Origin of the sequence: Streptomyces dioscori, assembly GCF_003024195.1 — a bacterium.
Lineage (GTDB): Bacteria > Actinomycetota > Actinomycetes > Streptomycetales > Streptomycetaceae > Streptomyces > Streptomyces dioscori.
The window spans coordinates 150,856-175,164 of record NZ_KZ679052.1 but is presented as its reverse complement, the minus strand read 5'-3'; the positions used below and the strand labels follow the sequence as shown (position 1 = coordinate 175,164).

Here is a 24,309-nt window from a genome sequence, read left to right as displayed (position 1 = left end):
ATGGCTGCGCCCGGAAGCTCTTGGCCGGTAGGCTTTCCGTGTGATCTTCAAGCGCATCGGAAACGGACGGCCGTACCCCGACCACGGCCGGGAAAGCACCCGGCAGTGGGCGGATGTCGCGCCGCGCCCGGTCCGCCTCGATCAGTTGGTGACGACCAAGGGCCAGCTCGACTTGGAAACGCTGCTCGCCGAGGACTCCACGTTCTACGGCGACCTCTTCGCACACGTCGTGAAGTGGCAGGGCGACCTGTACCTGGAGGACGGCCTGCACCGCGCCGTCCGCGCCGCGCTCCAGCAGCGCCAGGTGCTCCACGCCCGCGTCCTCGAACTGGACTGAGTTCCTCGTTCCTCCCTTCGCCCGGACCGGTCCACCCCTGGGCGGGTGACGCCTGCCCGGGTTGGCCCTTTTGGGTTGGACTGAGCCCCGGTCAATGATCATCTAGTAGGCATCGTCGCTTCGGCGCACTACGCTGCGCCCATGAGCATGCTCACTCCCCCTGGCATGGGCGGCCAGTACCGGATCACGGGGGACAAGTACCCACGGATGCGCAGAAACCGGGGGCGCCGCAGGATCGTGCTCGCGGTCGCCGCCTCCGTCACCGCACTCGGACTGGCCGGCTGGGGAACCCTGCAGCTCATCGACGTCTTCACGGGCGGCGGCGACAAGGCGTCCGCGGCGGGATCGGCACCGGGCTGCAAGACGTCCCCTTCGCCTTCCGCGAAGCCGGTCAAGGCCCTGCCCGAGCCCGGCCGGATCACCGTGAACGTCCTCAACGCCACGGCCCGCAAGGGCCTCGCCAAGGACACCGCGGACGCGCTGAAGAAGCGCGGCTTCAAGATCGGCGAGGTGGGCAACGCGACCAAGGCGTACGACAAGAAGGTCGACGGGCCCGGCATCGTGCTCGGCGCGAAGGCTGCCGCCGACGCGGCCCTGCCCGTCCTCGCGACCCAGCTCGCCGGCGCCGAGCTGAAGACCGACACCCGGGCCAGGCCCGCGGAGGTCGACCTGATCCTCGGCAAGGCCTATAAGGCCCTGACGACGAAAGAGGACGCCGACAAGGCACTGACCGCACTGGCCAGGCCCGAACCGGCGCCCTCCACGAAGAAGGACTGCTGAGGAAGAGCTGCTGCGGAGGACCGACAAGGACCGTCACAGAAGGCGGTCCGGTCGGGCCGGTTATTCGGCCGCGCCGTACATACGGTCGCCCGCGTCGCCCAGGCCCGGGACGATGTAGCCGTGCTCGTTCAGGCGCTCGTCGACCGACGCGGTCACGACCGTGACGGGGGCGCCCGCGAGGTCACGCTCCATGACCTCGACGCCCTCGGGGGCGGCGAGCAGGACCACGGCCGTCACGTCGTCCGCGCCGCGCTTGATCAGCTCCTGGATCGCCGCGACGAGGGTGCCGCCCGTGGCCAGCATCGGGTCCAGGACGTACACCTGGCGCCCGGAGAGGTCCTCCGGCATACGGGTCGCGTATGTGGACGCCTGGAGCGTCTCCTCGTCGCGGATCATGCCGAGGAAACCCACCTCGGCGGTCGGCAGCAGACGCACCATGCCGTCGAGCATGCCGAGGCCGGCTCGCAGGATCGGTACGACCAGGGGGCGCGGGTAGGACAGCTTGACGCCCGTGGTGGCGGACACCGGGGTCTCGATGTCGACCTGTTCGGTGCGCACGTCCCGCGTGGCCTCGTAGGCGAGCAGGGTGACCAGCTCGTCGGCGAGCCGGCGGAAGGTCGGGGAGTCGGTGCGGCGGTCGCGCAGCGTGGTGAGCTTATGAGCGACCAGGGGGTGGTCGACGACGTGGAGACGCATGTCCCCCAGGGTATCCGGGCCCGTCCAGGGCGCCCGTCGCCCGTCGCCACCTGGGTCGGGAACACTTCGCCGATGCCACCGCGCAAACCTCCGCTGGCATCAAACCGCCCGTCGGGGGGAAAGTGGGAGTGACCGAACTGGGGGTGTTGCCGATGCCGGACCCGGAGCGACAGAACCGGGAAGACCTGGAGAGCGACGCGCAGCGCCGCAGGCGCAGGGCCCAGTTCCTGCGAGAACTCACGGAGGCACGCGAGCTGCGCGACAGGGTGCAGCCGCGCCGAGCGAAAACGGCCCGCCTGCGCCACGCGATGCGCATGCGCACGTTCCGCTGGTAGTCCCGACCGCCATGACGACCCCGCGGCCGACAGCGCCACCTCGACGCCCCCGCACCCGACGCCCCCGCACCCGACGCACCGCCACGGCCCACCACCGCGAACCGGATGCGCACACCGGGGCAGCCACGGACCGGCCACCGGCACGGCCGACAGCCGCAGGCCCGGGAGCCCACCGCTGACCCGCTCGGGCTGAACGCCGGTACGGCCGCCGCCCGAGACCCGCTTACAGCGCCGATCAACGGCGTGCGGGCCCTCGCACGGCCAGCAGACACAAGCGCGCCGCACTGCGGGCAGCCGCGGGCCAGCGCCGGCCTGGTCGGCAGCCACAGCCCGCGATTCCGCCCGGTGGGCAGCCATCGCCCGGACGCCACTCGGCCCGCCGCCGTGGGCCGGAAGCTCAAGCGCCGACCAACGGAGGTGCGGTCAGGCACCGCCGGTAGCCGCAAGTGGATGCCCGTCGGCGTGCGGCCACAGGCTGGCTGGCGACACCGCAATGCGGCGGCAGGGGCGAGTGCCCGCCACCGGCAGCAACCGCCGCGCGCCGCGCAAGCCGGGCGGATGCCCCACCGTTGGCAGCCGTCGCCGGGGTGACGGACAGGCCGGACGCCCCACCGCCGACAGCCCTCGCCGCGACGCGCGCCGCGCAAACCAGACGCACGCCCCACCACCCGCAGCCCGCCGGGTGGCAGGCAGACCCGGCGGCGGGCCGGCCGGGCGGCGGGCCGGGTGGGAGCCCGTCGGCGGGCGAGCCGCTGGCGTCGGAGCGCATGGCCCGACTGCCCGCAGGCCCCGGGACGGGCAGACCTGACTACCCGCAGGACCCGGCGCGGGCAGGCCCGACTGCGCGCAGAACCCGGCGCGGGCAGGCCCGACTGCCCGCAGGAGCCGGGACGGACGAGCCCGGATGCGCGCAGGACCCAGGGCGCGCGGGCCCGGATGCGCGCAGGACCCGGGACGCGCGGGCCCGGATGGTCGGTTGAGTGCGTCCGACCAGCCCCGGGGCCGTTCGCCGAGCCGTCCGTAGGGGCATCGCCGTGCGACCCGCCGGGCAGCGGTCGGGCAGGCGCGTACGAAGCCGGGGTGCGGCGGCGTACGATCCCGCTGTCGGTGGGCGCCGGGCGCCCAGGTGAGGCCATGCGGCGGCGTGACGCACGCGCCACGCGACCGGGCGTGGGAACGCGACCGGGACACAGCGAGCCGAAGACCTCTCCTGAACGCTCTGTTTCTGCCACGATTCCGAGTGGGCGGGGCTCGGAGCACGTACCCCCCGCCCACAACCTCCGCCGGGGGGATCCCCAACCGGCACGCCTAGGACCAGTGGGAGAGTCACGGTGTACTTCGCCGCACTGCTCGCGCGCACCGAAGACGGGTGGGAAGCGAGCGACACAGAGCTCGACGATGTGGAGACCCTGTCGGATCTAGCCGACCTGGCCCGCGAAGCCTCGGTCGACGACGACACGGTGCTCGTCTTCATCGAGCAGGAGGACGCGTGGTTCGGAGTCGTCCGCGTGGACGGCGAGGAGGACCCTCGCATCTACGTCTCGGACGGCGCGGCCGCGGCCCGCAGTTCGTACGGCGAGATCCTGCTCACGGACGAACTGCTCGGACGGGAGCCCGGCGACGACGATGTCGCCGACCTGGACTCCCTCGACCTCGACGGCACGGAGGACGGTGAACCCGAGGACGAGACCGACGACGACGAAGAGGACGACGTCGGCACCACCTCCAAGGGTGAGACCGTGCCGTCCGGACCCATCGGAGACCGCGAGGTCCTCACCGATCTCGGTGTGAGCGAGAAGGAGTTGCTGGCCCTGGACAGCACCGACGCACTCGGCGAGATCGCCGAGGTCCTCGGAGCGGCAGAGGTCCTGGAGACCGTCCGCTGACTCCGTCGAACACGCAGGAGGAACAGGACCCCGCCGACGGTCCCGTACCGGTTCCCGTACCTGTACCAGTCCCCGTATCCGAGGCCGTATCCGTAGAAGATCCCGTACGCGATCCCTGGCGGCCCGCGATGCGGCTCGCCCTGGAGCAGGCCGGACTCGCGGGCCGCGGCGGGGACGTACCCGTCGGCGCCGTGGTGCTGGCCCCGGACGGCACGACGGTGCTCGCCACCGGGCACAACGAGCGTGAGGCGGCCGGTGACCCGACCGCCCACGCCGAGGTGCTGGCGATCCGCCGGGCCGCCGCGAGGACCGGGGAGTGGCGGCTCACCGGCTGCACGCTCGTCGTCACCCTCGAACCGTGCACGATGTGCGCCGGAGCGCTCGTCCAGTCCCGTGTGGACCGGGTCGTCTACGGCGCCCGGGACGAGAAGGCGGGCGCGGCCGGCTCCCTCTGGGACGTCGTACGGGACCGCCGGCTCAACCACCGGCCCGAAGTGATCGCCGGAGTGCTCGACGAGGAGTGCGCCCGGCTGCTCACGGAGTTCTTCAGGAGCCGCTGAACCGATTTCCGAGCACGGCCCATCTTGGGCTAGGATCTCTCTCGGTAGCGTGTCCGAGCGGCCGAAGGAGCTCGCCTCGAAAGCGAGTGTGGCGCAAGTCACCGAGGGTTCAAATCCCTCCGCTACCGCAGGTAGATGAGGGGCCCGGTCCACTGGACCGGGCCCCTCATCTACATTCCGTCTCAGTTCCCGTCTCAGTTGCCCATCTCTGTGGACACGCCTCCGTCGATTTACCATGCTGACCACTCATGGCAGACAGAGAACCCCGCGTTCGGCCCAACCAGATTCTTCGATGGATCCCGGGCATCGGTTTCACTGGCGCGTGGTTCGTGGCCCTGAGGTACGACACCCTGGATGGCTCCCCAACTACCAGCGACTGGGTGCTCGCGGCGGTGGGGGGCGTTCTGTGCTTCGGCCTAGCAGCGGCGATGTTCATGGCTTTGAGCGACCCGCGACGTTCAGAGAGCCGTGAACGTGTTCGTGAAGCCGAGCAAGACTTGGAAGAAGCCTTGCGAGGCTCAGCTTCCGCTCCCGCCAGCTCCGACCAAGAGGCCGATGGCTCTCTCGACACCAGAGTCAACAGAGACCTGGATCAGAGGCAAGCCCGCCTGACGCTCTCTGAGTTGTGGGTTGTAACACATCGCCGCCTCGACCACTACCACGGCATTGCCCTCGGCCAGGCGAAGCGATCTTTCCTCAGCGCACAGATCGCCATGGGGCTCGGGTTCGTCCTGCTCCTCGGCTTCGTAACCATTGCATTGAATGCCAGCACCGTGGCTGGCAGTGTCGTCGCAGGTGGTCTCGGAACCGTCGCTGCTGCGCTGGCTGGCTATGTGAGCCGGACATTCATCAGGTCCCAGGAAGCGGCGGCGGGGCATCTACGGGCCTACTTCGATCAGCCTTTGGAGTTCTCCCGATACCTCGCAGCAGAGCGGCTGGTGACTGATGCCGGATTGAGCGAAGAGCGCAGGGCAGAGATCTTGAGCATCCTTGTACAGGCGATGATCAGCGGACCCTCCGATCCAATGCCTGATGGGTCCGATATACAGCAGTCAGACGGGCGGCGGTAACTCTGCGTGGATAGACACCGCCAATGAACACGGGGTGGCCAATCACCGGCCACCCCGTTCCTGTCAGTTGGCTGGTACGAGCGCCTCGGCGTCACCGTCGTCCGGTCGGTCTCCGGGCGACTTCCAGATGAGTCCGTCGACGCGTTCGGCAACCTCGTTCCGAACCGTGTCCACCATGTGTTGGTACCGCGCGGCCATGGCCGTGGTCGACCAACCCATGAGTCCCATGACCGCCCGCTCGGAGACTCCGAGGATCAGCAGGACCGTGGCGGCAGTGTGGCGGGCGTCGTGCAACCGGCCATCTCGGACCTTGGCGTCGTCGAGAAGCTCCTTCCAGTCGTCGTAGTCCGTGCGGGGCGAGGTGCCCCGTCCGGTCGTCGTCGCGAAGAGCCAGCCTTGTTCCGTCCAGTCGTCGCCAGCCGCCGCGCGTTCGGCCTCCTGCTTGCTCCGGTGCGTCCGCAACAGGTCCACAAGCTGTGAGGGCAGCCCGACCGCCCGTCGGCCCGCGCGAGACTTCGTATCGGCCGTCTCCGGATTGGTTCGCTGCCTCTGGGGGCAGTACCCGGCTTTCCTTCCGCAGGTGTCGCCGCATCCGTGGGCGTAGCGCGGTCGGCGGCGGCTCCGACGGACCATCAATACGCCCCGTGACAGATCCACATCAGCCCACTTGAGTCCGAGCGCTTCCCCCTGCCTGAGTCCAAGAGAGAGCGCCACAGCCCATCGCGCGGAGTTCCGGCGGTTGTCAGCCGCACGCAAGAGGCTCTGTACCTCTTCGACGGTGTACGGCTCCACCTCCTCTTCCCGTAGACGCGGTGCCTTGGCGAGCCGCACGGGGTTCATCGCGAGGTGGCCACGCCGGACCGCCTCATTGAGCGAGGTACGGAAGGTGCGATGGATCTGGTGAATCGTGCCGGCACGACGGCCATCCGCCTGCATTCGCCCGTAGAAACGCTCGATGTGCTCGGGTCCAAGCTTGTCGAGACGATGGGCCCCGAGAGCAGGGATCAAGTGCTTCCGCACGGCAACGCCGTATCCGACCATCGTGTTCTCGTTGACCGCGAGCGGCGCGATGGTGTCGACCCAATGCGTCAGCCACGCCTCCACGGTCCAGGCCCGACCCGCCTTGCGCATGGTTCCGCTATCGCGCTGCTTCTCCAGCTCCCGCACGGCGGACGTCACTTCGGCGCGGGTCTTGCGTTCGACGTGTCGGCGGTCCGGCCTGCCGTCGTCACGGATGCCGACGGTCACGCGACCGTGCCACTTGCCGTCTTTGCTCTGGTAGATGGACGACCGGCCGTTGGGCTGCCGGGTGCGCTTCTTGTCCTCCGCCACGGGCGGACTCCTTCAAGTTGGTGTGGAAACAACCCGGGACGCCACCTCGCGGCGAGGTGGCGTCCCGGTGTGAGGCGATCAGGCAGCGCGCTGCTCAGCGCGGCGACGTGCGAGGTAGGCGGCCGGAGCGTCGGCGGGGACGCGCCGGAGTCCACCGATGGTCAGGGACTCCAGCTCTCCAGTGCGGATGAGCGCGAAGCAGGTGGTGCGACCGACGCGGAGGCAGCGGGCGGCCTCTTCGACGGTCAGGAGAACCGGGGCCAGGTCACCAGCCTCAGCGAGCGGTGCGATGTCGACAGCAGCGATGCTCATCGAAAGGTCTCCTTCAAGGGAGTCTGTCGGGGGTCCTGACCCCCTCCTGAGAAGTCCGCTACATCCGCTACGCCGCTACATCGCAGGTCAGCGGCGGGTTTTCTGTAGCGGAGGGGTGGCGTGTAGCGGCTACGCCCGGATTCCGGGGTGGTGGGCGTAGCCGCTACACGCTTCGGTGCCGCTACAGATTCAGGGCCTCTGAGCTGGCCTGTAGCGGCGTAGCGGATGTAGCGGCTTCCTGGGGAGGGGGGCAGTAGCGGGCCCACGCGTCGGTGAGGTCGCTGGTGTGGAAGCCCTTGAGGATGCCGCCGGCGGTGCGGATGTTGCGGGAGCGGATCGGCTCGTTGTCGGCCGTCATGTACTCCCCGAGCATTCGGGAGAGTCGCCGGTTGTCGAGCGGTTTGCCGTCGAGGTCGGCCCACGGGGCGTCATCGAGGGCGTTGAGCCGGTCCAGGATGGCGATGGTGGGCAGGCGGTCCATGCCGATGAGGACGTGGTCGCGCAGGTCGGTCAACAGGCGGATGCCGAGACTGTGCTTGTCGGTGTACTGCGCTGCCTTGACGAGCGTCACGCACGCTTCCCGGACTCGGCGGGGCCAGTCCCCGCCGATGGCGTCGGCGATGGCGAGCAGGGGTTCCCACACGTCGGCGGGGCGGTCGGTGATCCCGTCGGGCATCTGCGGCCACGCGCCCATGACGAACCCCCGGCTGTGCTCGGCCCACTGGGCGAGCCGGTCGCGCAACTTGTGCCCCTCGGCCTCGTGGAGGCGGGCCCGGAAGGCTTCCACGCGTTCGTTGCGTGCTCGTCGGCGCATCCGGATGACGATGGAGCGGGTCAGGATCGTGTCTGGGAGCGAGCCGAGTCCGGCAACCGCGACGGCGCAGTAGGACGGGAAGGCCTGCACGCTCTGGTTGCCGCCGTCGCCGATGCACCGGTAGGTGACCCCGGTCCGGCGGTGACCGGCGTTGAGGAATCCGCGCAGTTCCTCGTTGTCCCCTGCCTTCGGGCCGAAGATCGTGTCAATCTCGTCGAACAGGATCGTCGGCCGGCCGTCCACCCCGGACACCGACCGGAACAGGGCGGCGGCGGACGCGTTGACGGCCGTCATGGGCTGCGGAACGAGGGTTTCCACGATCTCCAGCGCGCGGGACTTCCCCGACCCCGGTTCCGGGGAGAGGAAGGCGAGGCGGGGGGTGGAGTCGAAGCAGTCGAGCAGGTGGGCGTGCGCGTCCCACAGCGCCACGGCGACGTAGGCGGCCTCGGTGGGGAAGACGTTGAAGCGGCGGTGAAAGGCTTCCACCTCGTTGAGCAGCGTCGCGCCGTCGATGGTGTCGCTCATGCGGCGGCCCTCCCTTCCTGGGTGGTGCGGAGCGGGCAGGTGTCGCGGTGCGCTTCGTGGTCGGCGATCAGGGCCCACACGTCGGCGTCTCCGGTGGCGTGCCGGTCACGGCCGCACATGCACCACGACGTTGCGATGGGCACCGCGCGGTACGGAGTGCTGATGGTCAACCACGCGATCGGGTACCGGTCGTCTCCGGCCTGCGGGTCAGAACCAACGGCAGTGGGGACGCCTTCGGCGACGCCCTTCGGGTCGCTCACGGCCGTCGGGGGTCCGGCAGGTTCGGCGGCCGGCGGGCCGGTGGGGTGTCGGGTGTGGCTCTTAGAGGGGAGAGGGTTGGTCATGCGGCCCTGCCCCGGGGCGCGTTGTGGGTGATCGACCAGTCCAGGGCGCGGCGGATCACGTCGTCGTAGTAGCGCTGGGGCTGTGTGGCGTTGGCCCCCGCCGCTCCTCTAAGAGCCTCCTCGACCACCGATCGAGGGAGGTCGCCGGACGCGATGAACCGTCCCAGAGCCCGTGCGGCCCTGAGCAGGGTGGAGTTGCGGGTGCCGTCCGCGGCGGTGGCCACGTTCCGCACCTCACACGTGAGTGCTACATCCGCGTATCGCCGCGATTGCCCCGCTACGACCCCTGTAGGGGGCTGTGCGGGCTTGGGGGCGGGTTGAAGGATGCTCAGCAGCCATCCGGGCACCGGGGCCGCCACAGAGCCGCCTACGGCTTCGTAGGGTCCGGCGGGGGTGATGCTGCCCGCGGCGACGACGTACCCGCCACATGCGCGGGTGTCGACCAACGGGGCAATCGTGCCTGCCGTGTTGGTCAGCCGCACGCTTGCCGGGGCGGTGAAGTACAGGTGCTGTCCGCCGCTCGCGGTCCGGGTGCGGTAGGTGTCGGGGACGGCGCGGCCGGTGCGCTCGCAGAGCGCCTCAAAGGTCGTCACGCCGTCAGGCGTGCCCTCACTGGTCTTGTCGTTGCTCTTGTTCTTGGGCATGTCGAGGTCGATGACGACCAGGTCGGAGGGACCGGTGGCGATACCGACGTTGAACGGCCCGTGTGACCAGGCCGCACGGATACGGTCCGGATCGGTGGTGGCCCGTTGCTCCCACTTGCGGTGCCCGCTCGCACAGGGGCCGGTACGGGGGCAGGCGGTCTCTCCGTGCAGGGCGGGGCGCTTGCTGCCGGGACGGAGCGGGAAGACGTGCCAGCCGCGCTCAGCGGCGGACAGGGCCGCGTTCAGCAGGTGCGCACTCACGCCGCCACCCCCTGCGCCGTGCGGGCGAGGAATGCGCGGCCGATCCACTCGCCGTAGGCGGGCGGGATGGCCTCGGTCAGTTCCTCGCGCACGTCCGTCCAGTCGATGCCCATCGCGGCCTGTAGCTCCGGCACGGACGGCTTGCCGCCGCCGTTGCCGTACGCGGCGACGTACGGGCCGTCGAAGTATTCGCCGTGCCGCCACCCGCGCACGCGGCCCCGGTGGGCGACGTGCGCCGGCCGGTTGACGCTCCAGCCGCCCAACTCGAAGTTGCGGTGCCGGATGACCCCGAGCCCGAACATCTCGCCGCACAAGGTCAGATCCTTGCGGATCTTCGCGCGGCCGTTGGGCTGCTCGATGATGTAGGGCAGGCCGGTCCGATCGAGCAGGGCCCGGGTCGGCTCGACCAGGTCCACATGCGTTCCACCCCATCCCTGCGAGGCGTTAGTGCCCACGGTGAGGGTGCACTTGTCCTGGCAGGGCGGGGAGGCGTGGACGAACGCGTACCGGCGGATCTCACCCGTGACGATGAGGTGGGCGAGGTAGGTGAGCGCGTCGCCCCGGTGATAGGGGAACGGGTAGTTGGGGCGGTCGGCGATGTCGACACCGTCTACGGCGAAGCCAGCCCGGTGGTAGCCGGCACCGGCCCCACCGGCGCACGAGAACACGTCCAGCACACGCGGCCGTTCGCCGCGCCCTCGCCGGATGTCGGTGGGTTGCGTCATGCTGGGAGACCTCCACAGGTCTGTTGAGGACTGGAGACAAGGGCGGCCCCGGACTTTGGCGAGACGGGGGCCGCCCTTGGTGTTTCTGGTCATCGAGACGCGATCAGTTACCTGATCACTCGTTACGGGTAATGCCCCGGTACTTTCGATCTGGGGGGACTGAAATGACCGAAGCATTCGAGATGATCGCGCCCATCGGCGTGGTGGCGTCATTACTCATCACTGCCTGGCAGACGCGGGAACTCGCACGCCAGACAAGAACCAACAATGGGCTTGCCGGAGCAACGGCCACCTATAACGGCCTTGAGCGGCTACACCAGGTTGATGGCTTCATAGCCGCGCACCCGTCGCTCTACGACTGCATCTACGGCGGTGCACCAATCCCGCAGGATCCAGAAGAGCGAGCCCGAGTGATGGCCTTGGTCAACATTCTGGCCGACTCGATCGACTACGGACTGATGACGACTGCGGTCACCCCGGCAGTTCTCGGGTACGAAGGATGGCGAGCTTTTGCTACCGAGATGCGCCATGATTGCCCCGCTCTCGTGCATGCGGTCCGAGATAACCCGAGCTTTTATCCGGGGATCGTGACTCATTGGAACAGCAAACCGGAAACTGCTTTGTGAATCAGCGATGGAAATGACTGCGTTTGATCACGGCTTTGCGGATGTTGACCGTGGCCCCGCCGCTGTGGCCGCTCGTGCCGAGGATCTGTACGGCGATCCAGCCGCCGAAGATCACGGCGGCGAGGGTGATGAGTTGGGTGATGAACGCGGTCAGCGCGGCGATGAACGAGGTGAGCAACAGGAGACCGCCGCACACGGCGAGGAACCCGACCCCGCCCAACGCGACGTTCACCGCAGCACGGGAGACGGCGGGTTTGGCGGCGAGGGGCTCGGGCTGCATGGGGCTGATCGCGTAGCCGGTGACCACCCGCCCGTCCGGGAGGACGACGCTCGCCACCGCGGGGACGGAGCCCGGTTGCATGGGCACGAGCGGAGCGGCCGGCGGGTGGGTGATGGGGGTGGGCTGGTGGACGGTCACGGCCCGTTCGGCGGGCAGGTAACCGGGGTGTTCGGGGTACATGCGGAATCCCTTCCGGCGGTGGGTCAGGGAGGCTCGGGCATCCCCTTGGGGGTGCGCTGTGGAGGGGGTTTTCGGGGGCTGACCTGGGGTGCCTCCCTGCCTCCCTGAACGATCATTTGTGCAGGTCAGGTGGAGGGAGGCGGGTCAGGGAGGGGGTCAGGGAGTTCTCCCTGCCTCCCTGCCCCGCCACCGGTCGACTCCCTGTCACTCAGCGGCAGAAGCGGAACCCGTGTCGTCGCGGTTGGCGAGCGCGCGGGCGAGCCGGTCACGGCCGACGACCATGACCCCGTCGGACTTGTACGGCTCGGCCCCGGTGCCGTCGAGAACGCGCTTGAGGTCGATGAACGACCACTTGCCGTAGGCGCCGGAGTTGAGGGTGCTGAGCCGGGCGACGACGTCCTTGGTACGCACCCGCTCCGCCGTGCCGACCACGGCCGCGATGTCCGCGAGCGGGTCACGGTCCTGGTCGCTCTGCTCGATGGCGTGCAGGGTGGTGACGCCGTCGCGCAGAGCCTTGGCCCGCTCGATGATGGCCACGGCGGCGTCGTCGTCGATGTAGTGCGTGCGCACCGTGATGGCGGCCTGCCCGGCGGGGATGTCGATACCGGAGGAGGCGACGACCAGCGTTCCCTGATCCAAACCGGGACGCAGCATGTTCGGGGCGGCCCCGCCGTCAACGGCCTTGTCCCCCAGCGCCATGCGCGCCTGTGACTCGGTGCCCAGCGCAAGGGAGGCGCGGGTGTGCGCGCCCTCGCGGACCAGCTTGGGGAGGTTCTGATCGGTGGGGTCCTGGGTGCCCTGCCACATCAGGACGTTGACCGCCCGTCCCTGGTTGTGAATCTTGCGGACGGCCATGAAGTACCGGGAGTTGGCCTTGGACCCGCCGTACGGTCGCTTGTCCTCGTCCTTGGCCGGGCACATGAACGCCATCTGCGCCTCATCGACCAGCACGATCAGGGCGGGGAAGACCGTGCCGGGCGGGGCCTGGATCCGGCGGTTCATCTCCTCAACGGCGCCCTCCACCATCTCGGTCACCTGGATCACGTGCTCATCCGTCGGACCCTGGATCAGCACCCGTGCGCGGCCATCGAACATGGCCCAGTCACCCACGCCTTTGAGGTCACCGAGCAGGAACTCCACCGACCGGTCCAGCGCCAGCCACAGGGCGAGCGAGCGCAGCGCGACAGTCTTGCCCTGGTTGGACAGGCCGGTGATGAGGAGGTGGCGCTGGTAGAGGCTCAGCGCTGCCGCGTCTCCGCGCAGGTCCTGCCCCCACGGCGCGCGGCCCTTGCCGTAGTCGGCGGTCATCGTCTCGTCGGTGACCAGCGGAGACGGACCGATCGGCTCATCCAGAGCGCCGGAGTCGGCCACCCACAGCCGCACCGTCCGCGCCGCCTGGGGGATGGTGATGAACACCTCGTGCTCGTGCCGGGTCAGGTTCTCCGCGAGCTTGCGGCGCCGGTTCTGCACCTCGTTCGTGGACACCCCCGAGGGCAGGGTGACGTCGACCTCGACACCGCATCCGGCGATCCGGATCGGCCCGAGCATCGAGGCGCCGGCGTCGCCCATCTCCTTGATGGCGTTGCGCAGCGCGGGCACCCCGAGGTCGCGTAGGGCCTTGACGACGATCGAGGGGGTGATGGGTTCGCCCTCGCTCGATCGGATGTTGTCGGGCAGGGCCCATGCGGGGGCGGCTTGCTGCTTGCTGCCGACGGCCCACAGGGCAAGCAGGGCGAGGAACGGGCCGATCGTCAGGGCCGGGCCCCACACCACCTGCACGATATGGATGAGGAGGCCGATGAAGTCGATCGTTGCGGCGAGCGGGGTGATGACGTCCTTGATCTCGCCGTTGTTGATGGCCATCACGACTCCGAGGGCGACCAGGGTTCCGATGCCCATCCCGGTGCCGACCGCGATCCCCTTGGCCACGTCGACCGGGGAGTGCAGCAGGTCCATGCGGCGGCGGTGGCGTGCCTCGCGGAAGCGTTGCAACCGCTCCTCCCACTCCTCCGCCACCTCATAGTTCCCGGCGGCTTCCGCCGCGCGGAGCATCCGCTCGTAGCGGGAGCCGGTCTTGCCGTCCCACGTGCGGCGCGCCACGATCCGGCCCCCGTTGAACGTGTAGAGGCCGTGGCGGACGACGGCGCGGGCGGCGGTCTTGGTCCGCTCGTGGGTGACGGCGGTCTTCACGGCACGGCCGGAGCGCACCCACAGCGGCACGATCGGCGCCGGTACCGGGTCGGGGACCACGGTCAACGTGGTCACAGCCGCCGGTTCGTCGGCAGGTTCGAGGTTCTTGTGCAGGTGAACGACGTTCTCAGACATGCTGGAACTGCTCCTGACTGCCCCTGTCGGGGCGGGAGTTCGTGGGAGTACCGGGGTGGCCTGGTCCGCGGCAGGGAGGGCCACCCCGGGCGTCGCAGCGTGCGAGGGCCGCGCGGTTCAGGCGGCGGGACGTGCGGGCGGCAAGGGCGCGCTCACCACCAACGCGACTTCTTGCCGGGCACCAGGGAGGGACAGCCGTTGCGCAGGTGGTCGACACACTGCGGGCAGTCCTCGCGGGGGCGCAGGTGGCGGTGTGCGCGCCGGTCATGGGCGTGCTGCCAGCACTGCGGGCACTCACCCGCAGGCGCCGGTTTGCCGGGCATGGTCACCACCACCCCGAAGACTTCTTCGCCGCCTTCACCTTCGCGGCCTCGCTCACGATGCGCTGCCGCTCGCCCTGCAACGCGCTCAGTTCCGTGATGAGGCGGGTCTGCACGGACTGATAGACCGTCTCCAGCCTGCGGTCCGCGCGGTCGGTGCTCTTACCGCGGGCGACGCGGTAGGAGCCACCCGCGAGGGCGGCGAGCACGGCGCGGCGCTCGGAGCCGGTGAGCGGCCACATCTCCTCGTTGCGGACCGCTTCCAGCTTGCGGTTCGTCTTGTGGATCTCACGATCCAGACGGCGGGTATCAGGCTTGCCCATTCAAAGACTCCTCACGCTGTCGGAGGTTCGGGGTAGGCGCAGGTCACGCAGGTGCCGAGTGAGAGCGGGATGACGTATCCCGCGTCGCGTCGGCAGGCGGGGCAGGTGCGGCGGGCGCGCATCGCCTTGGCGAGCGCGGCACGCTTGGCCGGCGTCATCGGCCGCACGGGCTTGGCCAGGTCCTCGCGGTAGAGGTAGGCGACCAGCGGGCCCCGCCGGTAACGCGGGCGCAGCACCTGCGCCGCGACCGGCTGTCCGCCGGGGCGCAGGCCGCACGCCCTCAGTTGGCGGCGGGTGGCGTAGCCGTCGGGGGCGTGGCGCCACGGGAAGGTCGGTATGCCGTGGCGGGCACCGGTGGGGTCGTAGCACTTGCCGAACGCCCCGCCGCTCACGGCGCCGGGGTGGCGCGTTCGGCGAGCAGGGTGTCGCGCAGCATCCGGGCATTGGCCGGGGAGGTGTGGACCTCCCGGCGGATGCCCTCAGCCGTCACCTTCCCGTCCGGCCAACCCGCCGTCACCTTCCGCGCCTCAGCGAGCAGTTCAGCCGCAGTGCGCTTCGGGCGGGTCGACCGGGCGGCCTGCGGGAGTCGACCCGTGGCCCGACGCGGGCGGGTCGACTCAGCAGGCACAGGGCGCGGGGCGATCGAGGTGACCGGAGCTGCAGCCACGGCCGGGATCGGCTTGAGCGGGACGGTCGACTTCACGAACTCGACCGTGACCGGGTCGGGCATCCGCCACGGCACCGCAGTGATCGGCGCGGGCGTCGATTCTCCGAGGTCAGCCGTAGACCGAATCCTCTCGGTCTCGGTGGATTCCTCCGCATTCGCGATCGGGGCGGGTTGGTGGTGGAGGACCTTGGCGACCAGGTCGGAACCGAAGTAGATCGACCCGACCGGTAGCGAGGTGGCGAGCAGCACGAGAGCCCAGTTGGCCGGGTCCCAGTCGGCGAGTCGGGTCCAGTCGACCGTGACGCCCGTGTCGCTGTGGAGCTTGGGCACGAGGCCGTGGACGTAGTTGAGGACGAGTGAGGCGAGGGTGTAGGTGCCCAGCACCCGTAGCGCGAACTTCCGTGCGTCGTCGGTGAGCACGAGGGTCGCGATCAGGGCGAGCGCCATCAGGCCGTCGACCACGAACGGGTAGAGCGTCGCGGCCGTCTCGTCGGCGCCGACCGCGCTCGCGATGTCCCGCAGCGCGTTCCAGGAGACCCGAAAGGCCATGGCAACGACCGCGACCAGCGCGGCCACCAGCAGGATCTTTCCCTTGCGGTTCATCGGCCGGCCCTCCCGTGCTCGTCACGGTCGCCCGGCTCCCAGATGAATCGCTCGCCCATCCATTCGTCGGTGTCGCCGTTGTCCGGCCCGATCTGCCACACGGCCGACGGCCGGGGCCGCCAAAGGTGCAGGAGCCATCCGGGGATCTGGACGGCCCCGCCCGCAGCGACCGCGAACCGCAAGACCGGTTCGTGGGTCACGAGCAGGGCGACGGTGGCGGCGACCATGACCAGCGCCCCCGCCACGATCAGCACCAGGGCGAGGCCCCGGGGAGAGGAGGAGTCGGCGTTCATGCCGCACCCCCGAGGGCGAGCAGCGCGGCGAGGATGAGCAGGGCCCCGCCGGTGCAGGTGAGGTCGACCGCGCGGCGCAGGCCGGTGAACTTGGCGACCGCGAGACGGGACAGCCCCGCGATGTCCGCCGCTCGGTCTTCGGACAGGGTGATGCTGATCTGCTCAGCGGTGAGGGTGGCCCACAGCGGGAAACCGTGGCGGCCCCGCAGGTTGGGGCGGACCGACCGCAGCAGCAGACCCGCCGCTACGACCAGCGCCCCCATGCCGAGACCACCCACGACGTACGCGGGAACGGTCAGGTGCACGTCCTTGGCGACCGTCCACGAACCGGCGAGCACCGCGCCGACGAACGCCAGCAGCAGACCGGTCTTCGTGTCGGTCCGCGCGATCTCCGCCTTCACCTCCGCATGCGCGGCGGCGAGCGTCTGGACGGTGCTCATGCGGACACCCCCGGGGCCCGCGTCGCGGCGAAGTTGGCGAGCGTGCGGCGAGCGGCCAGCACCCGTCGGCGGGCCCGCCGGATACGCCGCGCGTCCAGCTCCGTCGGCGTGCGGTCCAAAGTGATGATCTGCGCGTCCAACAGGTCGATGTCCGCCCGGATGACGGGCATCTCCCGGTCAATCGCGTCCAGCTCCGCGGCGGTAGGCTCGCGGTCGAACTCGTCGGCGGTAACAACCGCCTGAACAGCACCGATGTACACCATGGGTCGTTGTTCCTTTTCGCAGGGTGGAACGGCCCGAACGCGGTCCCCGGGGTGCCACCCGGGGACCGCTTGCCGTTGGAGTCACTTCCGGCTCCCCGCGCTCCCACCCGTACGGCCCCCGCAGCAAGCGGACCCGGACGGGTGGGAGAGGCAGCCGGCCGCAGCACGAGGCGCTGCGAGCCGAGAACGGACCGGTGGGCCCTACGGGCGCCGTCGGCCGGTCCGTCACGGCGACGCCCAAAGCATTCGTTGACGCACGAGAACTCCCGAAGATCGAAGAGACAAGAACCAGCACTGCAAGGGGGACCTAGTCCCCACACGCCGGCCGTTGCTCGCGGTCACCGGGCCACCTCGCCAGTACGGGCCGAAGCCCTGTTCCACCTGGCCTTTAGCGGGATTGCAGCGTCCCCGCCCTAAGCGTTCTTGCAGGTCAGAAACCCAAGACGGATCCACCCTTAGAGTGCTTAGGGGGGGTTGCCGTCTCGCTTGATAGGTACGGTAGGCAAACTGGAAGCTGCGCGCAACCCCCTCTCGCTGTAGAGTCTGATATCCCCCCTAGGCAATGATCGGAGAGTCGTGCACTACGACATGGAGCAGGTCCCTGGGATCGCGGACCCCGTAGACCGCGCCAAAGCCGCAATCGACCTGATGGCGCGGTATCAGAGCCACGTGAACGAGCTGTCCCGCATCCGCCGGGAAGCGATCGAAGAGGCGCAGGCGTCGGGCATGACCCAAGCTGAAATCGCGAAGCGACTCGGCGTCAGCCGCGGGCGCGTCGGTCAGCTCGCGTCATCTGGGCCCCCGCCAGAGCGCGCCTTCTTCGGCACAGACCTGGTTACGGTCTCGCTCGGGGGCAAGTACGAAGCGGGAAAGGCGCCTGAGCAGAACCCCAGTGAGGTGGTCACGCGGGAAGACCTCAACAACTTCGAGCACCTTCGCAAGCTGCTGGGTGGCATGAAACTGGACACTCAGTACGAGGTGATCCCACCGAGTGGAATCGTCAACCTCAATCGGGACAACCACGTCGTGGTCTGCGGCCCCCGCCTGTCCCCGATCGTGGCGCAGGTGCTCGAAGGGGACGACAACCTTCGGTTTGCCAAGGATCATGCGTGGCACCTGGTCGACCAAGTGGCCGGGAAGGAATTCCGGTCCCCACAGGATGAGGACGGGTCGGCCGGCGATGTCGGTTACCTGGGACGCCTCCCCCGCCTGGATGGGAAGGGAACGTTCCTCTACATCGCCGGTATCCACTCCATCGGAGCGAACGGAGTCGTTCACTTCCTGGAGAACAACCTGGCAGAGCTTTACAGAGAGGTCCGCACGCGCCGCTTCTCTACTCTTATTTCGTGCCGCTACGACCCGACAACGCTCGAAGTGCTGGAGAGTCGACGCGTCACTCCGCTGTACCGACACGAAGGCTGAGCATGCGCGTCGCGATCGACACCCGACCCGGTGGAGCCGCCCCCAACGAAGATTGGGTGGCCAGCACACCCGCTCTTGCCGTCGTGCTGGACGGGCTCAGCACTGCGGGTCTGGACACGGGATGCCGCCACGGCGTTCCGTGGTACGTCGCACACCTGGGCAGTCAGCTCGTGGCCGCACTGGCTGACCCGGAGCGCTCACTTTCGACCGGTTTGGCCGATGCCCTCGAACGTGTGGCGGCCAAGCACCCCGAATGCGACTTGGGAAATCCGGGAACCCCGTCCGCAACGGTGGCTGTCCTCCGACAGCGCGAAGGTTCCTTCGATCACCTCGTCTTGGCTGACTCCCCGATCGTGCTCGAAAGCCGCCGAGGCTTCTCCGTGATCACTGACTTGCGCGTGAAGGAGATCCTTCCGGAGTTGAAGGCGGAAGTTGATCGGTACGAGACCAATACGGCAGAGCACAAAGAGGCTCTGCGCCGCTTGGTGCTCGCGCAGCGAGAGACCCGCAACACGGCGACCGGGTATTGGGTCGCGGCTTCCGGGCCCGAAGCCGCAGAACATGCGTTGACCGGCAGCGCTCCCGCCGAGGATCTGCGCGCCGCCGCGCTCTTGTCCGACGGTGCGGCATGCCTCGTGACGGACTACTCGATGGCGACCTGGTCCGAAGCCTTCAGGACGCTCCGCGCCGGGGGGCCGCGCGAGCTGATCGACGCGGTTCGTAAGGTGGAGGCCTCAGACCCTCATGGGCAACGATGGCCGCGCTACAAGTCCGGGGATGACGCGTCCGTTGCCTTCTGCGAGTGGGGATAACGGCTGGTCAGCACTCGCGCGCTCCGTCTCAGTTTCCGTCTCATTCACCCCCGTCCGAAGGCGTTCACGAGGGTTCACGCAACGGGCCGGAGTACGGGAATGAACGAGGTTGAACGGCCTTATACCGCGCTCTGACCAGCGCGAACAGACCTCGAAAGCGAGTGTGGCGCAAGTCACCGAGGGTTCAAATCCCTCCGCTACCGCAGATAGATGAGGGGCCCGGTCCACTGGACCGGGCCCCTCGTGCTGCTCCGTCTCAGTTGGCCGACCCCTGACCTACTCACCTAACCCTCTGAGCTATGGAACCAGAACGAGTTCCACACCTCTGGCAGCGGGTCGTTTCCACGAAAAGGCAGCGCCTCAGGTCACAGCGACGGGATACGGTCCTCAAGTGACGAATGAGTTCAAGGGCCTTGATGGTCGAGACCCCGACCAGTCAACTGTCGCTGGCAAGTGTCCGCACTGCTTCCATCACGCGACACTCATGTGTACCGAGCACCGAGAACTGCAAGGTACTCGCGTGTCCAACACGGAACCCTCTACTGCCAAGTTTCTAATGTCATTGCGCTGCCATTGGTGCAATGCTGAGAGCGTCTTCCTGCGCCTCGGGGCCATGGAGGTGCACCAACTCTCGGGAGCGCGCTACACGGTGTCCATTGCTACCAGGGAACTGGAACAGCTCTGGCCGAAGAGGACCCCGCGTGAGCTAGCCCCCGAGGCTCCGGAGACCATCCGTGAGGTCTTCTCGGAAGGCGCCCTGGCCGAGGCAGCCGGAGCCTTCCGTCTCGCCGGCATCGGGTATCGCGCGACCGTCGAGCAGATCGTCAAAGAACGCGGCGCCGCCGGCAAGAATCTGTACGAGCGCATCACTGCACTTAAGGATCTTGGCGCGTCGCAGGAGATTGTGGACGCGTTTCATGAGGCACGATTCGTCGGGAACGACGCGGCGCACGAAGCCCTCGCCTACTCCGCCGAAGAGATCGCAGACATTGCCGAACTCATTGACGAAGCAGTGCTCGTGCTGTACGTCCAGCCTGCTCAGCGTACCCAAATGGCAGCTCAGCGAGCCGCACGTCGCACGTCGCAGAAGCAAGCAAAACCTTCGGGCGGGGCCTGAAAGCCCCGCCCTGTCCTGATCACCGCGCTGACGTGAAGCCCTCGGGGAATTCGTCGTTACGGTCGCTTGAGCCTGTTCCGGCCGACCTCCAGATGAGTCCGTCGACCTGCCGCGCCACATCCATCCGAACCGTGTCGACCATGTGTTGGTATCGCGCGGCCATGGACGTAGTGGACCATCCCATGATCCCCATCACGGCTCGCTCGGAGACTCCGAGGATCAGCGGGACCGTCGCTGCGGTGTGGCGAGCGTCGTGCAGCCGACCGTCCCGAACCTTGGCGTCGGAAAGCAATTCCTTCCAGTCGTCGTAGTCGGTGCGGGGCGGGGTGCCGCGTCCGTCCGGAGTGGCGAACAGCCAGCCCTCATCGGCCCACTTCTCCCGCGCCGCCGCGCGCTCGGCATCCTGCTTCACCCGGTGAGCCCTCAACAGGTCTACGAGCTGCGCAGGCAGGCCAACTGCCCGGCGTCCGGCGCGTGACTTCGTGTCTGCCGTCTCCGGGTTCGTGCGCTGCCTCTGCGGGCAGTACCTGGCCTTACGACCGCAGGGGTCCCCGCACCTGTGGGCATAGCGCGGGCGGCGACGGCTCCGACGCACCATCAGCACTCCGCGTTCGGCGTCCACATCGGTCCACTTCAGCCCAAGGGCCTCGCCCTGCCGGAGTCGAGCGCCAGTGCCACAGCCCAGCGAGCGGAGTTGCGGCGGTCATCGGCGGTTCGCAGGAGTCGTTTCACCTCTTCGACGGTGTACGGCTCGATCTCCTCTTCGCTCACCCGGGGCGCCTTGGCGAGCTGTACCGGGTTGCGTGCGAGGTGGCCCCGTCGTACCGCCTCGTTGAGGGAGGTCCTGAAGGTGCGGTGGATCTGATGGATCGTCCCGGCCCTACGGCCGGCCGTTTGCATCTTCCCGTAGAAGCGCTCGATGTGCTCGGGGCCGAGCTTGTCGAGACGATGGGCCCCAAGCGCGGGGATCAGGTGCTTTCGCACGGCAACGCCGCATCCGACCATCGTGTTCTCGTTGACCGCGAGCGGCGCGATGGTGTCGACCCAGTGCGTCAGCCACGCCTCCACGGTCCAGGCCCGACCCGCCTTGCCCATGGCTCCGCTGTCGCGCTGCTTCTCCAGCTCTCGCACGGCGGACGTCACTTCGGCGCGGGTCTTGCGTTCGACGTGTCGGCGGTCCGGCCTGCCGTCGTCACGGATGTCTACGGTCACGCGGCCGTGCCACTTGCCGTCTTTGCTCTGGTAGATGGACGACCGGCCGTTGGGCTGCCGGGTGCGCTTCTTGTCCTCCGCCACGGGCGGACTCCTTCAAGTTGGTGTGGAAACAGCCCGGGACGCCACCTCGCGGCGAGGTGGCGTCCCGGTGTGAGGCGATCAGGCAGCTCGCTGCTCAGCGCGGCGGCGTTCGAGGTATGCGGCCGGAGCGTCGGCGGGGACGCGCCGGAGTCCGCCGATGGTCAGGGACTCCAGCTCTCCCGTGCGGATGAGCGCGAAGCAGGTGGTGCGACCGACGCGGAGGCAGCGGGCGGCCTCTTCGACGGTCAGGAGAACCGGGGCCAGGTCGTCAGCCTCAGCGAGCGGTGCAGTGTCCACAGCGGCGATGCTCATCAAAAGGTCTCCTCTAGGACTGGCCTTCCGGGGGCCCTCTGAGGGGCGCTACTTCCGCTACCGCCGCTACCTCGCAGGTCAAGGGCCTGTTCGAGGTAGCGGGAAGGGGTAGCGGTAGCGGATGGGTAGCGGGTCGGTAGCGGCAACCGAGGGCGGTTGCCGCTACCGCGTTTTCGCTGGTCAGACCGTGTTTTCCATGCCCGGTAGCGGAGGTAGCGGACTTTCCGGGGGTGGGGGGCAGTAGCGGGCCCAGGCGTCCCACAGATCGGCGGCGGAGTAGCCCTTGAGCACACTCCCGGCGGTCTTGATGTTGCGGGAGGCGATGGGCTCATTGTCGGCCTTCATGTACTCCGCGAGCATCTTCGACAGCCGCCGGTTGTCGAGCGGCTTGCCGTGCAGATCCGCCCACGGGGCATCGTCGAGCGCGTTCAGCCGGTCGAGGATGGCGACGGTGGGCAGGCGGTCGATGCCGACCATGACGTGGTCGCACAGGTCGGTCAGCAGCCGGACCCCAAGGCTGCCTTCGTCGTTGGCGCGTGAGGCGGTCAGGCCCTTCGTGCTGCCCTGCCCCACTTCATTGAAAGATCGTCAGATCAACTGGCCGGGGTTACACTCGCCGCCGACACCAGGGGCCCCAACAGGCACAGCGGCCGCAGGGACACAGGCAGCGGGTGGCAGGCGCGGGCACAGACAGCAGGCACACGGGGGAGGCCGCGATGGCGGTGCATTCGAAGAAGATCGCCGTCTACGTAGTCGTGGTCTTCGCGCTGTACGTGATCATCACCGACCCCAAAGGGGCAGCGGACTACGTCCAGATAGGCTTCGAGGGCATCTCGAACGCCGCCCAGTCCGTCGGTGACTTCATGACCTGGGTCGCCGACGGGGCCAAGGACTAGGGCGTTTCGTCGCCGCCCCCACCCCACATCTCGGAGTGCACGTGATCCGCCACCTGGTCCTCTTCAAGCTCAACGAAGGTGTCGAGCGGGACGAACCCCGCGTCGTCGAGGGCGTCGCCGCCTTCCGTGCACTCGGCGGTTCGATTCCCGAACTGCAGTTCTGGGAGTGCGAGTGGAACATCACCGACCGCCCCATCGCCTACGACTTCGCGATCAACTCCGCGGTCGAGGACACGGACGCCCTCAAGCGGTACATCGAGCATCCCGCCCACCAGGCGGGCGTCGCACTGTGGCGCGAGTTCGCCACCTGGGTGATCGCCGACTACGAGTTCTGAGTCGCCGCGCGACGCCGCACGACGCGGTACAGCGCGGCACGTCGCGTCCCACGCGGAACACCGGCCCCTCGCCCGAACGGCGGGGGGTTCTTTCGTGTGCTCTTCATGCCCCGGCCCCCGAACGGAGCTCAACACGGAGTGATGAGGTGCTTGCACACAGTGCACATGTCTTGTGATGCTATGACCGCTTTTGACCGATGAGTTGACGCATGTGTCTGACGGACGTCGTTCGGACTTGTGTTTTCACGGGTTGACGGACCCAGAGGTGGAGTTGACCGTGCCGGCCAGTACCGCGCCTCAAGCACCTGCACCTCCCCAGCAGAAGCCGCAGGCCCACGAACGGATCGACGAGCCGGGCGATTCCCCGGACCAGAGCCCGCAGCGGCGCCGCGGCGCCGACACCCGGGCCCTCACCCAGGTCCTCTTCGGCGAGCTCAAGAACCTGGAGCCCGGCACCCCCGAGCACGGCCGGGTGCGGGCCGCGCTGATCGAGGCGAACCTCCCGCTCGTGCGGTACGCGGCCGCCCGCTTCCGCTCCCGCAACGAGCCCATGGAGGACGTCGTCCAGGTCGGGACCATCGGGCTGATCAACGCCATCGACCGCTTCGACCCCGACCGGGGCGTGCAGTTCCCGACCTTCGCGATGCCCACCGTCATCGGTGAGATCAAGCGGTACTTCCGCGACAACGTCCGCACGGTCCACGTACCGCGCCGGCTGCACGAGTTGTGGGTGCAGGTGAACAGCGCCACCGAGGACCTCACGACGGCCTTCGGGCGCACGCCCACGACCGCCGAGATCGCCGAACGGCTGCGCATCACCGAGGACGAGGTGCTGGCCTGCATCGAGGCCGGGCGCTCGTACCACGCGACCTCCCTGGAGGCCGCCCAGGAGGGCGACGGGCTGCCAGGACTCCTCGACCGGCTCGGTTTCGAGGACCCCGCGCTGGACGGCGTGGAGCACCGGGACCTCGTACGGCATCTGCTCGTCCAGTTGCCCGAGCGGGAGCAGCGCATCCTTCTGCTGCGTTACTACAGCAATCTGACGCAGTCACAGATCAGCGCTGAACTGGGTGTCTCGCAGATGCATGTGTCAAGGCTCCTCGCCCGTAGTTTCGCTCGGCTTCGATCCGCAAACAGGATCGAGGCGTAGCTCCGGGGAGCGAATCGCTTCCAAGGCC

The 24,309-nt window shown here is 68.7% G+C and carries 30 protein-coding genes, 1 tRNA gene and 2 pseudogenes; 14 read left to right on the top strand and 19 right to left on the bottom strand.

All coding sequences use genetic code 11. The annotated features are described in order from the left end of the window. The first annotated feature begins 40 nt into the window (after window positions 1–40). Window positions 41–337 carry a type II toxin-antitoxin system VapB family antitoxin gene (locus tag C6Y14_RS32945; RefSeq protein ID WP_003999914.1) on the top strand — a complete coding sequence of 99 codons (297 nt, stop codon included), beginning with the start codon at window positions 41–43 and terminating at the stop codon, window positions 335–337. 141 nt (window positions 338–478) lie between these two features. After that, the gene (locus C6Y14_RS32940) at window positions 479–1,117 is read left to right on the top strand and encodes a LytR C-terminal domain-containing protein (RefSeq protein WP_225891390.1); all 639 of its coding nucleotides are present in this window, start codon (window positions 479–481) and stop codon (window positions 1,115–1,117) included. A gap of 60 nt (window positions 1,118–1,177) precedes the next feature. Here the strand turns inward: C6Y14_RS32940 and upp are convergent, their stop codons facing one another. Next, complete coding sequence (gene upp / locus C6Y14_RS32935; RefSeq protein WP_107020537.1) at window positions 1,178–1,813, bottom strand: uracil phosphoribosyltransferase; 636 nt, start codon at window positions 1,811–1,813, stop codon at window positions 1,178–1,180. Between the two features lie 152 nt (window positions 1,814–1,965). Here upp and C6Y14_RS32930 point away from each other — a divergent pair, with 152 nt between their 5' ends. The 5 genes from C6Y14_RS32930 (at window position 1,966) to C6Y14_RS32905 (ending at window position 5,664) form a co-directional block, all read left to right on the top strand. Next, on the top strand, window positions 1,966–2,148 hold the full coding sequence (locus C6Y14_RS32930) for a hypothetical protein (RefSeq protein ID WP_107020608.1): 183 nt from the start codon (window positions 1,966–1,968) through the stop codon (window positions 2,146–2,148). Window positions 2,149–3,479: 1,331 nt separating this feature from the next. Continuing rightward, window positions 3,480–4,034 carry a tRNA adenosine deaminase-associated protein gene (locus C6Y14_RS32920; protein WP_107020535.1) on the top strand — a complete coding sequence of 185 codons (555 nt, stop codon included), beginning with the start codon at window positions 3,480–3,482 and terminating at the stop codon, window positions 4,032–4,034. Window positions 4,035–4,162: 128 nt separating this feature from the next. After that, entirely contained in the window at window positions 4,163–4,594 is a 432-nt protein-coding gene (gene tadA / locus C6Y14_RS32915; RefSeq protein WP_107020534.1) for a tRNA adenosine(34) deaminase TadA, read from the top strand. 43 nt (window positions 4,595–4,637) lie between these two features. Continuing rightward, a tRNA-Ser gene (locus tag C6Y14_RS32910) sits at window positions 4,638–4,722 on the top strand. Window positions 4,723–4,842: 120 nt separating this feature from the next. Continuing rightward, window positions 4,843–5,664 carry a hypothetical protein gene (locus C6Y14_RS32905; RefSeq protein WP_159074352.1) on the top strand — a complete coding sequence of 274 codons (822 nt, stop codon included), beginning with the start codon at window positions 4,843–4,845 and terminating at the stop codon, window positions 5,662–5,664. Window positions 5,665–5,727: 63 nt separating this feature from the next. Here the strand turns inward: C6Y14_RS32905 and C6Y14_RS32900 are convergent, their stop codons facing one another. The 6 genes from C6Y14_RS32900 to C6Y14_RS32875 all read right to left on the bottom strand — a co-directional run bounded on the left by C6Y14_RS32900 (window position 5,728) and on the right by C6Y14_RS32875 (window position 10,621). Next, complete coding sequence (locus tag C6Y14_RS32900) at window positions 5,728–6,996, bottom strand: tyrosine-type recombinase/integrase (protein WP_107020532.1); 1,269 nt, start codon at window positions 6,994–6,996, stop codon at window positions 5,728–5,730. A gap of 78 nt (window positions 6,997–7,074) precedes the next feature. After that, window positions 7,075–7,308 (bottom strand): helix-turn-helix domain-containing protein, encoded by a 234-nt coding sequence (locus C6Y14_RS32895; protein WP_107020531.1) that lies wholly within the window; start codon window positions 7,306–7,308, stop codon window positions 7,075–7,077. 181 nt (window positions 7,309–7,489) lie between these two features. Next, the gene (locus C6Y14_RS32890) at window positions 7,490–8,647 is read right to left on the bottom strand and encodes a DUF3631 domain-containing protein (protein ID WP_107020530.1); all 1,158 of its coding nucleotides are present in this window, start codon (window positions 8,645–8,647) and stop codon (window positions 7,490–7,492) included. Continuing rightward, window positions 8,644–8,766 carry a hypothetical protein gene (locus C6Y14_RS45605; RefSeq protein WP_263973112.1) on the bottom strand — a complete coding sequence of 41 codons (123 nt, stop codon included), beginning with the start codon at window positions 8,764–8,766 and terminating at the stop codon, window positions 8,644–8,646. Before C6Y14_RS45605 ends, C6Y14_RS32890 begins: the two co-directional genes overlap by 4 nt. Window positions 8,767–8,987: 221 nt before the next feature. After that, window positions 8,988–9,896 (bottom strand): bifunctional DNA primase/polymerase, encoded by a 909-nt coding sequence (locus C6Y14_RS32880; RefSeq protein ID WP_107020528.1) that lies wholly within the window; start codon window positions 9,894–9,896, stop codon window positions 8,988–8,990. Continuing rightward, the gene (locus C6Y14_RS32875; protein WP_107020527.1) at window positions 9,893–10,621 is read right to left on the bottom strand and encodes a DNA cytosine methyltransferase; all 729 of its coding nucleotides are present in this window, start codon (window positions 10,619–10,621) and stop codon (window positions 9,893–9,895) included. Before C6Y14_RS32875 ends, C6Y14_RS32880 begins: the two co-directional genes overlap by 4 nt. A 164-nt stretch (window positions 10,622–10,785) precedes the next feature. Between C6Y14_RS32875 and C6Y14_RS44280 the strand changes: the two genes are divergently transcribed. Next, complete coding sequence (locus C6Y14_RS44280; protein ID WP_159074351.1) at window positions 10,786–11,247, top strand: hypothetical protein; 462 nt, start codon at window positions 10,786–10,788, stop codon at window positions 11,245–11,247. Window position 11,248: 1 nt separating this feature from the next. Here the strand turns inward: C6Y14_RS44280 and C6Y14_RS32870 are convergent, their stop codons facing one another. The 9 genes from C6Y14_RS32870 to C6Y14_RS32830 form a co-directional block, all read right to left on the bottom strand. After that, window positions 11,249–11,707: a hypothetical protein gene (locus tag C6Y14_RS32870; RefSeq protein WP_107020526.1), complete on the bottom strand. Its 459-nt coding sequence runs from the start codon at window positions 11,705–11,707 to the stop codon at window positions 11,249–11,251. 204 nt (window positions 11,708–11,911) lie between these two features. Further along, a complete protein-coding gene (locus C6Y14_RS32865) occupies window positions 11,912–14,032 on the bottom strand; it encodes a P-loop NTPase family protein (protein WP_107020525.1) in 2,121 nt (706 codons plus the stop codon). Between the two features lie 152 nt (window positions 14,033–14,184). After that, complete coding sequence (locus tag C6Y14_RS32860; protein WP_107020607.1) at window positions 14,185–14,355, bottom strand: pRL2-8; 171 nt, start codon at window positions 14,353–14,355, stop codon at window positions 14,185–14,187. Between the two features lie 2 nt (window positions 14,356–14,357). Then, window positions 14,358–14,675, bottom strand: coding sequence for a hypothetical protein (locus C6Y14_RS32855; protein ID WP_107020524.1), 318 nt, complete (start codon window positions 14,673–14,675; stop codon window positions 14,358–14,360). A gap of 11 nt (window positions 14,676–14,686) precedes the next feature. Continuing rightward, the gene (locus C6Y14_RS32850) at window positions 14,687–15,067 is read right to left on the bottom strand and encodes an RRQRL motif-containing zinc-binding protein (RefSeq protein WP_107020523.1); all 381 of its coding nucleotides are present in this window, start codon (window positions 15,065–15,067) and stop codon (window positions 14,687–14,689) included. Then, on the bottom strand, window positions 15,064–15,945 hold the full coding sequence (locus C6Y14_RS32845; protein ID WP_107020522.1) for a DUF2637 domain-containing protein: 882 nt from the start codon (window positions 15,943–15,945) through the stop codon (window positions 15,064–15,066). The genes C6Y14_RS32850 and C6Y14_RS32845 overlap by 4 nt, the downstream gene beginning before the upstream one ends. Beyond that, window positions 15,942–16,238, bottom strand: coding sequence for a hypothetical protein (locus C6Y14_RS32840; protein ID WP_107020521.1), 297 nt, complete (start codon window positions 16,236–16,238; stop codon window positions 15,942–15,944). Before C6Y14_RS32840 ends, C6Y14_RS32845 begins: the two co-directional genes overlap by 4 nt. Beyond that, on the bottom strand, window positions 16,235–16,678 hold the full coding sequence (locus C6Y14_RS32835; protein WP_107020520.1) for a Pycsar system effector family protein: 444 nt from the start codon (window positions 16,676–16,678) through the stop codon (window positions 16,235–16,237). Before C6Y14_RS32835 ends, C6Y14_RS32840 begins: the two co-directional genes overlap by 4 nt. Beyond that, a complete protein-coding gene (locus C6Y14_RS32830) occupies window positions 16,675–16,941 on the bottom strand; it encodes a DUF6284 family protein (protein WP_107020519.1) in 267 nt (88 codons plus the stop codon). Before C6Y14_RS32830 ends, C6Y14_RS32835 begins: the two co-directional genes overlap by 4 nt. Window positions 16,942–17,517: 576 nt before the next feature. Here C6Y14_RS32830 and C6Y14_RS32825 point away from each other — a divergent pair. The 3 genes from C6Y14_RS32825 to C6Y14_RS32815 all read left to right on the top strand — a co-directional run bounded on the left by C6Y14_RS32825 (window position 17,518) and on the right by C6Y14_RS32815 (window position 20,292). Further along, window positions 17,518–18,363 carry a sigma factor-like helix-turn-helix DNA-binding protein gene (locus C6Y14_RS32825; protein WP_107020518.1) on the top strand — a complete coding sequence of 282 codons (846 nt, stop codon included), beginning with the start codon at window positions 17,518–17,520 and terminating at the stop codon, window positions 18,361–18,363. A gap of 2 nt (window positions 18,364–18,365) precedes the next feature. Next, on the top strand, window positions 18,366–19,175 hold the full coding sequence (locus C6Y14_RS32820; protein WP_107020517.1) for a protein phosphatase 2C domain-containing protein: 810 nt from the start codon (window positions 18,366–18,368) through the stop codon (window positions 19,173–19,175). A 520-nt stretch (window positions 19,176–19,695) separates the two neighbouring features. Next, on the top strand, window positions 19,696–20,292 hold the full coding sequence (locus C6Y14_RS32815) for a DUF4145 domain-containing protein (RefSeq protein ID WP_159074350.1): 597 nt from the start codon (window positions 19,696–19,698) through the stop codon (window positions 20,290–20,292). A gap of 19 nt (window positions 20,293–20,311) precedes the next feature. On the opposite strand, the pseudogene C6Y14_RS32810 reads toward C6Y14_RS32815, so the two are convergent. The 3 genes and pseudogenes from C6Y14_RS32810 to C6Y14_RS32800 form a co-directional block, all read right to left on the bottom strand. Next, a pseudogene (locus C6Y14_RS32810) lies at window positions 20,312–21,588 on the bottom strand (tyrosine-type recombinase/integrase). Window positions 21,589–21,666: 78 nt separating this feature from the next. Beyond that, on the bottom strand, window positions 21,667–21,900 hold the full coding sequence (locus C6Y14_RS32805) for a helix-turn-helix domain-containing protein (RefSeq protein WP_107020515.1): 234 nt from the start codon (window positions 21,898–21,900) through the stop codon (window positions 21,667–21,669). 180 nt (window positions 21,901–22,080) lie between these two features. Next, window positions 22,081–22,449 (bottom strand): annotated as a pseudogene (locus tag C6Y14_RS32800) (DUF3631 domain-containing protein); the annotation flags it as partial. A 167-nt stretch (window positions 22,450–22,616) separates the two neighbouring features. Between C6Y14_RS32800 and C6Y14_RS32795 the strand changes: the two are divergent. The 3 genes from C6Y14_RS32795 to C6Y14_RS32785 all read left to right on the top strand — a co-directional run bounded on the left by C6Y14_RS32795 (window position 22,617) and on the right by C6Y14_RS32785 (window position 24,281). Then, window positions 22,617–22,796: a hypothetical protein gene (locus tag C6Y14_RS32795; RefSeq protein WP_107020514.1), complete on the top strand. Its 180-nt coding sequence runs from the start codon at window positions 22,617–22,619 to the stop codon at window positions 22,794–22,796. A 41-nt stretch (window positions 22,797–22,837) separates the two neighbouring features. Continuing rightward, window positions 22,838–23,131 carry a Dabb family protein gene (locus C6Y14_RS32790; RefSeq protein WP_107020513.1) on the top strand — a complete coding sequence of 98 codons (294 nt, stop codon included), beginning with the start codon at window positions 22,838–22,840 and terminating at the stop codon, window positions 23,129–23,131. 277 nt (window positions 23,132–23,408) lie between these two features. Next, entirely contained in the window at window positions 23,409–24,281 is an 873-nt protein-coding gene (locus C6Y14_RS32785) for an RNA polymerase sigma factor SigF (RefSeq protein WP_107020606.1), read from the top strand. Window positions 24,282–24,309: the final 28 nt, after the last annotated feature.